This window comes from Novosphingobium kunmingense (assembly GCF_002813245.1).
Classification (GTDB): Bacteria; Pseudomonadota; Alphaproteobacteria; order Sphingomonadales; family Sphingomonadaceae; genus Novosphingobium; species Novosphingobium kunmingense.
In genome coordinates this window covers 85,835-98,425 of the sequence record NZ_PHUF01000004.1, presented here as the reverse complement: position 1 = coordinate 98,425, position 12,591 = coordinate 85,835, and the positions used below count along the sequence as shown (strand labels likewise).

At 66.2% G+C, this 12,591-nt stretch carries 12 protein-coding genes; 8 read left to right on the top strand and 4 right to left on the bottom strand.

Annotated elements, in window-relative coordinates:
* Window positions 1–66 precede the first annotated feature (66 nt).
* Genes B0I00_RS09950 through B0I00_RS09935 form a run of 4 tightly spaced genes read left to right on the top strand, consistent with a single transcriptional unit; the run spans window position 67 to window position 4,054 of the window.
* Window positions 67–1,494: a circularly permuted type 2 ATP-grasp protein gene (locus B0I00_RS09950; RefSeq protein WP_100867266.1), complete on the top strand. Its 1,428-nt coding sequence runs from the start codon at window positions 67–69 to the stop codon at window positions 1,492–1,494.
* Window positions 1,495–1,499: 5 nt separating this feature from the next.
* Window positions 1,500–2,444, top strand: coding sequence for an alpha-E domain-containing protein (locus tag B0I00_RS09945; protein WP_100867265.1), 945 nt, complete (start codon window positions 1,500–1,502; stop codon window positions 2,442–2,444).
* Window positions 2,445–2,456: 12 nt separating this feature from the next.
* Complete coding sequence (locus tag B0I00_RS09940; RefSeq protein ID WP_100867264.1) at window positions 2,457–3,272, top strand: transglutaminase family protein; 816 nt, start codon at window positions 2,457–2,459, stop codon at window positions 3,270–3,272.
* Between the two features lie 26 nt (window positions 3,273–3,298).
* The gene (locus tag B0I00_RS09935; protein WP_100867263.1) at window positions 3,299–4,054 is read left to right on the top strand and encodes a peptidase; all 756 of its coding nucleotides are present in this window, start codon (window positions 3,299–3,301) and stop codon (window positions 4,052–4,054) included.
* Window positions 4,055–4,057: 3 nt separating this feature from the next.
* Here the strand turns inward: B0I00_RS09935 and B0I00_RS09930 are convergent, their stop codons facing one another.
* On the bottom strand, window positions 4,058–4,726 hold the full coding sequence (locus tag B0I00_RS09930; protein ID WP_100867262.1) for an extensin family protein: 669 nt from the start codon (window positions 4,724–4,726) through the stop codon (window positions 4,058–4,060).
* Window positions 4,727–4,763: 37 nt separating this feature from the next.
* A complete protein-coding gene (locus tag B0I00_RS09925) occupies window positions 4,764–5,219 on the bottom strand; it encodes an MgtC/SapB family protein (RefSeq protein WP_100867261.1) in 456 nt (151 codons plus the stop codon).
* A gap of 121 nt (window positions 5,220–5,340) precedes the next feature.
* Here B0I00_RS09925 and B0I00_RS09920 point away from each other — a divergent pair, with 121 nt between their 5' ends.
* From B0I00_RS09920 to B0I00_RS09910, 3 genes are all read left to right on the top strand, one after another.
* Entirely contained in the window at window positions 5,341–6,474 is a 1,134-nt protein-coding gene (locus B0I00_RS09920) for a phosphoserine transaminase (RefSeq protein ID WP_100867260.1), read from the top strand.
* Window positions 6,475–6,541: 67 nt separating this feature from the next.
* Window positions 6,542–8,125, top strand: coding sequence for a phosphoglycerate dehydrogenase (gene serA, locus B0I00_RS09915; protein ID WP_100867259.1), 1,584 nt, complete (start codon window positions 6,542–6,544; stop codon window positions 8,123–8,125).
* A 62-nt stretch (window positions 8,126–8,187) separates the two neighbouring features.
* Window positions 8,188–9,315, top strand: a complete 1,128-nt coding sequence (locus B0I00_RS09910; RefSeq protein WP_100867258.1) for an ATP phosphoribosyltransferase regulatory subunit — start codon at window positions 8,188–8,190, stop codon at window positions 9,313–9,315.
* Here the strand turns inward: B0I00_RS09910 and B0I00_RS09905 are convergent.
* Window positions 9,312–10,130 carry a hypothetical protein gene (locus tag B0I00_RS09905; protein ID WP_100867257.1) on the bottom strand — a complete coding sequence of 273 codons (819 nt, stop codon included), beginning with the start codon at window positions 10,128–10,130 and terminating at the stop codon, window positions 9,312–9,314. The two genes, B0I00_RS09910 and B0I00_RS09905, sit on opposite strands and share 4 nt — an antisense overlap.
* 99 nt (window positions 10,131–10,229) lie before the next feature.
* Window positions 10,230–11,147: an alpha/beta hydrolase gene (locus B0I00_RS09900; RefSeq protein ID WP_198519205.1), complete on the bottom strand. Its 918-nt coding sequence runs from the start codon at window positions 11,145–11,147 to the stop codon at window positions 10,230–10,232.
* Between the two features lie 150 nt (window positions 11,148–11,297).
* Between B0I00_RS09900 and B0I00_RS09895 the strand changes: the two genes are divergently transcribed.
* The gene (locus tag B0I00_RS09895) at window positions 11,298–12,587 is read left to right on the top strand and encodes an adenylosuccinate synthase (protein ID WP_100867255.1); all 1,290 of its coding nucleotides are present in this window, start codon (window positions 11,298–11,300) and stop codon (window positions 12,585–12,587) included.
* Window positions 12,588–12,591: the final 4 nt, after the last annotated feature.

Sequence of the window (12,591 nt, the reverse complement as noted above, 5' to 3'; positions counted from 1 at the left end):
GAGTTTTCGCAGGTGCAGCATGGGGCTTGACTTCGTGCGCACAGGCGTCAGTCATGGCGCTGACGCATGAGCAGCAAACCCGCTTCGTATGATGAGATGTTTTATCCCAACGGCGCGGTCCGACCGGGCTACGCGGGATACTGCCACTGGTACGGCCAGCAGGATCCTTCGGTCCTGCGCCGGAAGAGCCAGGAGGCGGAAAGCTTCTTCCGCACGACCGGGATCACCTTCAACGTCTATGGCGATAACGCAGGTGAAGAACGGCTTATCCCCTTCGACATGGTCCCGCGGATCATCACCGCTGCCGAATGGCGCAAGCTGTCGCGCGGGATCGAGCAGCGGGTCCGCGCGCTCAACGCCTTCCTGCACGATATCTACCATCGCCAGGAGATCATCCGGTCGGGCCGCCTGCCGCAGCGCCTGATCGCCAGCAACGCGGCCTTTCTGGCACAAATGGTCGGGTTGAAGCCGCCAGGCGGGGTCTACACCCACATTGTCGGAATTGACCTGGTTCGTACCGGCCCGGACGAGTTCATGGTGCTGGAAGACAATGCCCGCACGCCCAGCGGCGTCTCCTACATGCTGGAGAACCGCGAAACGATGATGGCGATGTTCCCCGAGCTGTTCAGCCGGGTGCAGGTCTGTCCGGTCCAGGACTATCCGCGTCGTCTGGCCGCCAGCCTGGCCGCCTGTGCGCCGCCCTGCGCGGGCGACCGCCCGGTCGTCGCGGTGCTGACGCCGGGGATCTACAATTCCGCCTATTTCGAGCACGCATTCCTGGCCGACCAGATGGGCGCCGAGCTGGTCGAAGGCAACGACCTGCGCGTCGTGGACGGGCGCGTCGCGATGCGCACGACCCAGGGTTACCAACCGATCGACGTGCTGTACCGCCGCGTCGACGACGAGTTTCTCGATCCGCTGACCTTCAACCCCACTTCCATTCTCGGCGTGCCGGGGATCATGGACATCTACCGCGCCGGCAAGATCACCATCGCCAATGCGCCCGGCACTGGCATCGCCGATGACAAGGCGATCTATTCGTTCATGCCGGAGATCGTCGAATTCTACACCGGCGAAAAACCGCTCTTGCAGAACGTCCCGACCTGGCGCTGCTCGGAAAAGGACAGCCTGGCTTACGTCCTCGACAATCTCGCCGAACTGGTGGTCAAGGAAGTCCACGGTTCGGGCGGCTACGGGATGCTGATCGGCCCGACCAGCTCGAAGAAGGAGATTGCCGCCTTCGCCGCCAAGCTGAAGGCCAAGCCCGACAACTACATCGCCCAGCCCACGCTGGCGCTGTCGACCGTGCCGATCATGACCAAGGCTGGCCTTGCCCCGCGCCACGTCGATCTTCGCCCCTTCGTGCTGGTATCGCCCAAGGGCATCGATATCACGCCGGGCGGGCTCACCCGCGTCGCGCTCAAGCAGGGATCGCTGGTCGTCAACTCGTCGCAGGGCGGGGGCACCAAGGATTCCTGGGTGCTGGAGGACTAGCCGCGATGCTGGGGCGTACAGCCAGGGGCGTATTCTGGATGGCCCGCTATCTCGAGCGGGCCGAAAACACCGCGCGTTTGCTCGATGCGGGCCATCGCATGGCGCTGACCCGCGACGAGGCGATCAGCACGGAAGAATGGCGCTCGGTGGTCGAAACGGTGGGACAGACGCAATCCTATCAGGCGAGCCACGGCACCTATACCGGCATCCAGGTTTGGAATTACCTGCTGCGCGAAAAGAACAACAGCCAGTCGGTGCTGGCGATGGTCGAAAACGCGCGGACCAGCGCACGGTCGGTCCGCACCGCCCTTACGCGCGAGGTCTGGGAAGCGATCAACGAAAGCTGGATGAATCTGCGCGACTTGCTCGGCAAGCCGGTGCGCGAGGCCAACCTTGGCGAGGTGCTCAACGCGATCCGCCGCCAGGCGACGCTGGTGCGCGGCGCGGTCGAAGGCTCGATGCTGCGCAACGAGAACTTCAATTTCTTCCGCATCGGCACTTTCATCGAACGCGCCGACAACACTGCGCGCATTCTCGACGTGAAATACTACGTGCTGCTGCCCTCGCTCGCCTGGGTCGGGTCGAGCCTTGACAACGTGCAGTGGGACAGCGTGCTGCGCTCGGTATCGGGGGAGCGGGCCTATCGCTGGCTCAACGCAGGGGCCATGGACCCGCGCGGCATTGCGCAGTTCATGATTCTGGATCAGCGTTTCCCGCGCAGCCTGTCGTTCAGCCTCGACAAGGTGCGCTCGAACCTTGCCGGGCTGGCGCACCAGTACGGGCAGGAAACCAGCGCCCACGAACAGGTCCGCGGGCTCGGATCGCGGATCCACCATCTCACCATCGATCGCATCTTCGATGATGGCCTGCACGAGTTCCTGACCGATTTCATCGCCACCAACCGCCAGGTCGCGCTCGCCATCGAGCGCGATTACCGGTTCTATGCCTGAAGTGACCGACTGATGCGTCTGCGGATCGAACACGTCACGCGCTACAGCTTTTCGCGGCCTGTGGTTCACGGGCTGCAGCGGTTGCGACTGACGCCGAAGAACACCCAGGGCCAGAAGGTGTCGGACTGGACGATGGATTTCGACGGCGCCCGGGTCGAGGTCGAATACGACGATCACCATCACAACCGCACGACGCTCGTTTCGGTGAATGCCGGCGTCACGAGCGTCGAGGTCCGCTGCTCGGGCCTGGTCGAGACGGCCGACAACCACGGCATCATCGGCCAGATCTCGGGATACATGCCGCTTTGGGCCTTCCTCATCCAGACACCGCTGACCAGACCGGGCCCGCGCGTTCGTACGATCATGGCAGACATCGAAGCGCCGCGCGGGGAAACCTTGCAGACCCTGCACGACTTGTCCGGCCTGGTCCGCCGGCATGTCGTCTACACCGTGGGCGCGACCGGCGTCGACACCGCGGGCGAGGAGGCAGCCGTGCTGGGCAAGGGGGTGTGCCAGGATCACGCGCACATCTTCATCGGCGCGGCCCGCGCGCTTGGCATCCCGGCGCGCTATGTCTCGGGATACCTGATGCTCAACGACCGGGTCGAGCAGGAGGCCAGCCACGCCTGGGTCGAAGCCTATGTCGACCACCTCGGCTGGGTCGGCTTCGACGTGTCGAACGGGATCAGCCCCGACGAACGCTATGTCAGGGTGGCGACCGGCAGCGACTACCGCGAAGCAGCGCCGGTCACCGGCATGTCCTATGGTGCAGGGGAAAGCCTGCTGGAAGTGCAGCTGGCGGTTGAACAACAACACGTCGAACAGTAGGGCTGGGCCAGAATCGGGGGCGCCGTGTGACCTATTGCGTTGGGATGCAGATCGACAAGGGGCTGGTGTTGATGAGCGACACCCGCACCAATTCGGGCGTCGACAACGTCTCCGTGTTCAAGAAGATGCACAGTTGGACCGTGCCGGGCGAACGAATCATCACGGTCCTGACAGCGGGCAACCTGGCCACGACGCAGGCGGTCATCGGCCTGCTCGAGGAACGCAACAAGGCCCCGGGGGAACGGCTGAACACCCTGTTCAAGGCGCCGACCATGTTCGAGGTCGCCACCCAGGTCGGCATGTTGCTGCGTGATACGATCGCCAAGACCAACGCCATCAACCAGACGACCGATGGCCCGACCGCAACAACCAAGTTCACCGCCTCGATCATCGTCGCGGGCCAGATAAAGGGGATGCAGCCGCGGCTGTTCCTGGTCTATCCCGAAGGCAACTTCATCGAGGCGAGCCTCGAGACGCCGTTCTTCCAGATCGGCGAGACCAAGTACGGCCGGCCGATCATCCTGCGCGGCTACGAACGCGACATGAGCTTCGAGGACGCGGTCAAGCTTCTCATGGTCAGCTTCGATTCGACCATTCGGGCCAATCTTTCGGTGGGTCCGCCGCTCGACCTGATGGTGATCGAGAAGGACAATTTCGAAGCTTTGCACAGCCGCCGAATAACGCCGCAGGATCCGTATTACCTCGCGGTGTCGGCTGGTTGGAGCGAGGCGCTGAAGAACGCCTTCCATGCCTTGCCGGACTACAGCCTCTATTCGAAATAGGCCCTAGCGGCAGAGCGCGCGGCCGCTCAGCTCGACGTGCAGGTGGTCGAAGTGCGCGGCGTTGTAGGCCGGCCCCAGCACCGTGCCGAAGCGCTTGCAGGCGCTGGCATGGACCACGGTCAGGAACTGGCGCACCTTGGGGCTCTGGCTCTGCCAGTCGCCGCGGATGGTGATCCGCCGCCCGTCGGCGAGGACGAAGCCCGAAACGTCGATCGCGCTGGCCGTGGCGTGGGCGCTGCGCCGGGTCGATCCGGCCACGTTGCGGCAATTGTAGCTGCCCATCGTCTCGATCCGCACCACCGGGCTGCCGAGCACCTGCTGCGCTGCGCGGTCGACCCCGAAGCGGGCCCAGCCGGCAAAGGTTTCGGCAAGCGGGCAGGTCACCGGTCCGAGGTTCGACAGGCCCAGGACCGCATCGTCGCTGCGCAGGCTGGCCAACCTGACGGTGCCCAGCGTCGTGCAGCCGGCGCCGTAATACTGGTCGGGCAGCGGGGTAAAGGCCGCCCGGGCCTGGCCCAGGTCGGCAAGGCAGCGCCGCGCTTCGGGTTGCTTGGGCAGCAAGGCGGGACTGTGCGAAACGCTTGCCTGGCGCGGTGGTTCGCCGCCCGGCACCAAGCCGCCGCAGGCGGACAGCGAGGCGCTCAGCAGGGCAAGAATCAGCACGCGGGCCATAGCCCTTCGATTTCACCCGGATATGGTTAACAAAGACTTAGTCCTGCGCGGACGTGTCCCCATCACGGTCACGCTCGTCCTTCAACGGTGAGAGGATGAACAGGGTGAGGGCCGTCATGATCGACAGCATGACCGCGACGTCCCACGCGCCGAGGCCGGCTGAAACCCCTATCGCGCCCGTTGCCCAGAGGCTTGCCGCCGTTGCCGTCCCCTTGACCGAATCGGCTTGCTTGAGAATCGCGCCGCCACCGATGAAGCCGACGCCGGTGATGATGCCTTCGGTGATCCGGGCCATCGCCTCGGGGCTGTTCGCCGTGATGTGCTCGGCCCCCTGGACGAAGCCGCAGGCCGCCAGCGCAACCAGCGGAAAGGTGCGGATTCCCGCGCTGCGTTCCGCCTTTTCGCGGTTCCAGCCGATCGGAATCGCCAGCAGATAGGCCATCAGCAGGGTGACCAGATGCGGCAGCAGGTTGAACGAGGTCAGGTCCGGCATGCATCGGACAATGGTCCAAGGGTCCGGTCTGTTCCCTTGACTTCGCGCGTCGCATCGTTAGGGCCGCCGACGGGCCACGCGGTCCCAACGCCGCGCGTGCTCTCTGCAAGGAGACGCATACATGACTGATACCAAGCCGGCGCTGCCGGCGCGTCCGTACTTTTCCTCGGGCCCCTGCGCCAAGCCTCCGGGCTACGCTCCCGCCAAACTCGCCACCGAATCGCTCGGCCGCTCGCACCGCGCCAAGATCGGCAAGTCGCGCCTCGCTTACTGCATCGACCTGATGCGCGAAGTGCTGCAGCTGCCCGACACGCACCGCATCGGCATCGTGCCGGGGTCGGACACCGGCGCCTTCGAAATGGCGATGTGGACGATGCTCGGCGCCCGCGGCGTAACGACGCTGGCCTGGGAAAGCTTCGGCGAGGGCTGGGTGACCGACGCGGCCAAGCAATTGAAGCTCGACCCCACGGTGATCCGCGCCGATTACGGCCAGCTGCCCGATCTGTCGCAGGTCGATTTCGCCGACGACGTTCTGTTCACCTGGAACGGCACCACCAGCGGTGTGCGCGTGCCGAACGCCGACTGGATTCCAGCGGACCGCGAGGGTCTGACCTTCGCCGACGCGACCAGCGCGGTCTTCGCCTACGATATCGACTGGGCCAAGATCGACGTCGCGACCTTCTCGTGGCAGAAGGTGCTGGGCGGCGAAGGCGGCCACGGCGTGCTGATCCTTGGCCCCCGCGCAGTCGAACGGCTTGAAACCTATACCCCGGCATGGCCGCTGCCCAAGGTGTTCCGTCTGGTGTCCAAGGGCAAGCTCGCCGAAGGCGTGTTCAAGGGCGAAACGATCAACACGCCCTCGATGCTCGCGGTCGAAGATGCGATCTTCGCGCTCGAATGGGCCAAGGGCCTGGGTGGTCTCAAGGGCCTGCAGGCGCGCAGCGATGCCAACGCTGCCGCGCTGCAGAAGATCGTTGCGCAGCGCGAATGGCTGGGCAACCTGGCCGAGGACGAGGCAAGCCGTTCGAAAACCTCGGTCTGCCTGACCGTCGCCGGCGCGGACGAAGCCTTCATCAAGGCTTTTGCCGGGGCGCTCGAAAAGGAAGGCGCGGCCTATGACGTCGCCGGATACCGCGATGCCCCTGCGGGCCTGCGCATCTGGTGCGGCGCCACGGTCGATACTGCCGATATCGAGGCGCTCGGGCCTTGGCTCGACTGGGCCTATGCCCAGACCAGGGCCGCCGTTTCCGCCTGAACCTGTCTTTGGGCGGGCCCTGCGCCCGCCCGTCTTCCAACGCACCAATTTCTGAAGGAGGCTGTCCATGACCAAGCCCCGCGTACTCATTTCCGACAAGATGGACCCTAATGCCGAGCGCCTGCTGCGCGAAGGCGGCTGCGACGTCGACGTGATCACCGGCGAAACGCCCGAACAGCTGATCGCCCGCATCGGCGACTACGATGGCCTCGCCATCCGCTCCTCGACCAAGGTGACCAAGGCGGTGCTCGACGCCGCCACGAACCTCAAGGTTATCGGCCGGGCCGGGATCGGCGTCGACAACGTGGACATCCCCTATGCCTCGTCGAAGGGCGTGGTGGTGATGAACACCCCGTTCGGCAATTCGATCACAACGGCCGAACACGCCATCGCCATGATCTTCGCGCTGGCCCGCCAGATTCCCGAAGCCAACGCCCAGACGCAAGCGGGGCTGTGGCCCAAGAACGGCTTCATGGGCGTCGAGGTCACCGGCAAGACGCTGGGCCTGATCGGGGCCGGCAACATCGGTTCTATCGTCGCCAGTCGGGCGCTTGGCCTGCGCATGAAGGTGATTGCCTTCGATCCGTTCCTCAGCCCGGAACGCGCGGTGGAACTGGGCATCGAGAAGGTGGAACTGGACGATCTGCTCGCCCGCGCCGACTTCATCACGCTGCACACCCCGCTGACCGACCAGACCCGCAACATCCTCAGCCGCGAGAACCTGGCCAAGACCAAGAAGGGCGTGCGCATCGTCAACTGCGCGCGCGGCGGGCTGATCGACGAGGCGGCGCTGAAGGACGCGCTCGATTCGGGGCAGGTCGCGGGCGCCGCGCTCGACGTGTTCCAGACCGAACCGGCCAAGGAATCGCCGCTGTTCGGCACGCCGAATTTCATCTGCACGCCGCATCTCGGCGCCTCGACCAACGAAGCCCAGGTCAACGTGGCGCTGCAGGTGGCCGAACAGATCGCCGACTTCCTGGTCCACGGCGGCGTCACCAACGCGCTCAACATGCCCTCGCTCTCGGCCGAGGAAGCGCCCAAGCTCAAGCCCTACATGGCATTGGCCGAAAAGCTCGGCAGCCTGGTCGGCCAGCTGACTACGGGGAGCCTTGCGCGCATCTCGATCCATGCCGAGGGCGCGGCTGCCGAACTGAACGCCAAGCCGATCGTCGCCGCCGTGCTGGCCGGGTTCCTGCGCACCCAGTCCGACACGGTCAACATGGTCAACGCACCGTTCCTGGCCAAGGAGCGCGGGCTCGAGGTGCGCGAGGTCAAGACCGAGAAGGCCGGCGACTATCACACCCTGATCCGCGTTTCGGTGAAGACGGACGCGGGCGAACGTTCGGTCGCGGGCACGCTGTTCTCCAACAGCGAGCCGCGCCTGGTCGAACTGTTCGGAATCAAGGTCGAAGCCGAACTCGATGGCCCGATGATGTACATCGTCAACGAGGACGCGCCCGGCTTCATCGGACGCATCGGGACGCTGCTGGGCGAAGCCGGCATAAACATCGGCACCTTCAACCTCGGCCGCCGCGAAGCGGGCGGGGAAGCGGTGCTCCTGCTGTCGGTGGACGAGCCGGTTCCGGCCGCGGTCGTCGACCAGGCCTGCAAGCTGCCGGGCGTCAAGCGCGTCCGCGCGCTGGCTTTCTGATCCGCAGCACTTGCCATTTCCCGTCATCCCCGCAAAAGCGGGGGTGACGGGGCAGGGGTACCATGCAGGAAACCGATCGCGATCTGTTGCCCGAGGGGCTCGAGGACAGGCTGCCGCTGGCTGCGGCGGTGGCGACGCGGGTGATGCGCAGCGCACTCGATGTCCTGGACATCCACGGGTACGACCGGGTCCAGCCTCCCAGCATCGAGTTCGAAAAGTCGCTCGCCAGCCGTATGGCCGGCGTACAGCCGCGGCGCATGTTCCGCTTCGTCGATCCGGCCAGCCTGCGCACCCTGGCGCTGCGCAGCGACATGACACCGCAGCTCGGCCGTATCGCCTCGACCAGTCTGGCCGCGGCGCCGCGCCCCTTGCGGCTGTGCTATGCCGGGCAGGTCGTGACGATCAAGGGCGACGGGCTCGATCCCACGCGTGAGCGACTCCAGCTCGGTGCCGAACTGATCGGCATGGACAGTGTGGCTGCGGCCGGCGAGATCGTGGCCGTTGCGATCGAGGCCCTGCGCGCAGCCGGCGCGACCGGCGTTTCGGTCGACTTCACGCTGCCCGACCTTGTCGATACCCTGGCCGCCAAGGCCCTGCCGCTGGCGCCGGACGCGATCGCGGCGGTGCGGCGCGAACTGGATGCCAAGGACGCGGGCGGCCTCGTGGCCGCGGGCGGTGCAGCCTATCTTCCGCTGCTGACCGCGATCGGCCCGTTCGACGCGGCGATCGAGCGGCTCTCCGCGATCGACGCGGGCGGGGCGCTGGCGACCCGCATCGCCGCGCTGCGCACGATTGCGGCGCGAATCGGCAAGGCCGCACGACTGACGCTCGATCCGTCGGAACGGCACGGCTTCGAATACCAGTCGTGGTTCGGCTTCTCGATCTATGCCGACGGGCTTTCGGGCGTGCTGGGCCGCGGCGGCAGCTACACGATCAAGTCCAACCGCGCCGACAAGGCGGACGAACCGGCGATAGGCTTTTCGCTTTATCCCGACACCCTCATCGACCGGCTGGCCGAAGCAGAACCGCGCCGCGACGCGCTGTTCCTGCCGCTGGGGCACGATCCGGTTCACGCCGCGCGGCTCCGGGCTATCGGCTGGCGGACCGTGGCGGCGCTGGGCGAAGGCTGCGAGGAACGGGCGCTGGGCTGCAGCCACCGCCTCGAAAACGGTGAAGCCGTGCCCGTCTAGGCAGCCTTGGCCGTCTGCCCGCCGTTGTCCTTTAATATGCGGCGCACGTCGGCAGTCAGTTCGGGCGCGATGCGCGTGTCGACCGATACGAACACCCGCCCGCGGCGGATCTGGCGCTCGTAATAGTTGGCCTCTCGCCCGTCGACGTCGTGGTCGGTCAGCATCTTGGCGATGGCCCCGCCGGTTGCCCCGAAAATGCCCGACAGCGAGGCGACGGACGTCACGCTGGTCGCCGCGATCGCGCCGGCAGCTGCGACGGCGCCGAGGCCCGGGATCACCACCAGCATGCCGATGCCGAGCAATGCGCCGGCCAGGCCGCCCCCGGCCACGGCGGCTGCGACGCTCATCTTCGAGTGACCGCGCCAGGATGCCTCGGGATCGGGCTTGAAGTCCCCGGCCCGGCACAACAGCGAAATCGAATCGTCCGGCACGCCCGCGTTCCTAAGCACGCCCACCGCTGCTTCGGCCCGCTCGAGATCGTCGAAGATGGTCGCCACCACGTAATCCCGGCGCAGCGCCATCTGCGCGCGCGCGCCGGCGAAGGCCGTTGCGAAGGCGTCACGTTCCTTCTGGGTCGCGAAGATCGCGCGCAGGCCCGAGGTCTGGTGGAGTCGCAACACGCTGGGCGAAGCGTTGTCTTCGGTGAGGGTGCGTAGCAGCAGATCGATCGAGGTTCGCCGCATCTTCTGGTCGGTGCCGCGGTTGATCCATTCGGTCAGCAGCGGGCGCGGGTGATCGGGATCGAGGTAATTCAGGGCGGAAATCTCTTCCGCCTTGATCACGTACGCCGGTTCGCTGACTGCATCGTGCCCCATGAGGTTAGGGTTTAACCCAACCAAGGCCTTGAGTTCCACACCCTTTCACACGCTGTCTCTGGCTTGGACGCCAGGGGTTTGAAAGCTTAAGGCTTGTCCTTAACGGGCCAACACCCGGGCCAGCCAGGCATCGACCACCGGCGTTGCCACGTAATCCGGATTGCCCAGCTGTCGGTTGATCTCGGCATGGCCGGTCAATCCCCTACCTGGAAAGTCCCGCCGTTCGGCCGGCGTCCCGCCCGCGCGCAGCGCCTCCTCCAGGGCCTTGGACTGGGCCACCCCATCGCGGCGCTGGACGTGGATGACAAGGAATGCGCCCGCATTGGGCGCCTGGGCCTGCAAGGTCGGCGAAAGCGCGGCCTGCCGTGACGGATCGGTCCCGAAGGCCTGGACATAGGTATCCTGCATCATCCGTCCGCCATCCGCCATCTGCCTCGCCACGTCGTAGGCCGCACCGTCGATCGGCAGCACGCCGTCGATATCGCGCAGCGACAGCCCCGCGCCCTTCAGGTAGCGCTCGTCCGTTCCGACCAGCGCGACCAGGTGTGCGCCGGCGCTGTGCCCCATCAGCACCACCCGGCTGCGATCGATCCCCAGCGTTCCCGCCCTGTCGATCAGGAAGCGCAAGGCGGCGGCGACGTCCGCACCCTGCTGCTCGACGGTCGCATCGGGCACCAGGCGGTAATTGATCGAGGCATAGGCATAGCCGGCCTCGGTGTAGTGCGGCGCCTTCCAGCTACCGTCGGCGTTGTCCTTGCTTCCCCGCTTCCACCCGCCGCCGTGGACGAACAGCACCAGCGGCGCGGGTCCGCGAGCATTCTTCGCGGGATAGAAATCGAGTTGCTGCAGCCTGTCACTGCCATAGGCCAGGGTCTGCTTGCCGGCCGCGGCCGGGGCTGCGGGCCCATCGGCGCGGCTTGCGCCGAGGCGGTCCCGCAAGCGCCCCTCGCGGGCATCGGCGAGGCCGGCAACGATCAGCGCCGCACCGGCGGCGGGCAGGATGGCGAATGTCCTCATCATGTGCTCCCTTTTGCACCGAGCATATTTCCGCATCGTTTCGGGTAAAGTCGCCAATTGTCGCCGATTGTCGCCTTGTGCTTGGCCGCGGCTTCGCCTAGGGCGCGGCACGGTTTCAGCGCAGTCCAGCAAGGAAGGAAACGGCGAACCGTGGCCAATGTTACCGTGATCGGGGCCCAGTGGGGCGATGAAGGCAAGGGCAAGATCGTCGACTGGCTGGCCAGCCGCGCCGATGCCGTGGTCCGGTTCCAGGGCGGCCACAACGCCGGCCACACGCTTGTCGTCGGAAACCAGGTCTACAAGCTGAGCCTGCTGCCCTCGGGCATCGTCACCGGCACCTTGTCGATCATCGGCAACGGCGTGGTCCTCGATCCCTGGCATCTGAAAAGCGAAATCGAGAAGCTCGAAGGCCAGGGCGTGGTCATCAACACCGAAAACTTCGCCGTTGCCGACAATTGCCCGCTGATCCTGCCGTTGCACCGCGATCTTGACGGCCTGCGCGAAGCGGCCGCCGGATCGGGCAAGATCGGCACCACCGGGCGCGGGATCGGCCCGGCCTATGAAGACAAGGTCGGCCGCCGCGCGATCCGCGTCTGCGATCTTGCGCACCTCGACGCGCTCGACGCGCAGCTCGACCGGCTCTGCGCCCACCACGATGCGCTGCGTGCCGGCTTCGGCCAGCCCGCGGTCGATCGCGCCGCGCTGATCGCCGAACTCAAGGAGATCGCCCCCTTCGTGCTGCAATACGCCCAGCCGGTGTGGAAGCGGCTGAAGAAGGTGCGCAAGGCCGGCGCACGGATCCTGTTCGAAGGCGCGCAAGGCGTGCTGCTCGACGTCGATCACGGCACCTATCCCTTTGTCACAAGTTCGAACACGGTCAGCGGCACGGCCGCCAGCGGCTCGGGCCTCGGTCCGTCCTCGGCCGGTTTCGTGCTGGGCATCGTCAAGGCCTATACCACCCGCGTCGGATCGGGCCCGTTCCCGACCGAACTGGACGACGAGACCGGCCAATGCCTAGGCGAGCGCGGGCACGAATTCGGCACCGTCACCGGTCGCAAGCGCCGCTGCGGCTGGTTCGATGCCGTGCTCGTGCGCCAGTCCTGCGCCATTTCCGGGGTAACCGGCATCGCGCTGACCAAGCTCGACGTCCTCGACGGGTTCGAGACGGTCAAGATCTGCACCGGCTATCGTCTCGGCGGCAAGATCCTCGACTATTTCCCCAGCCACGCGGCGGACCAGGCCAACGTCGAGCCGATCTACGAGGAAATGGAAGGCTGGAGCGGCACCACCGCCGGCGCCCGCTCATGGGCCGATCTGCCCGCGCAGGCAATCAAGTACATCCAGCGCGTTCAGGAACTGATCGAAACGCCGGTGGCGCTGGTTTCTACCAGCCCCGAGCGCGAGGACACGATCCTGGTCCGCGATCCCTTCGTCGACTAGGCGG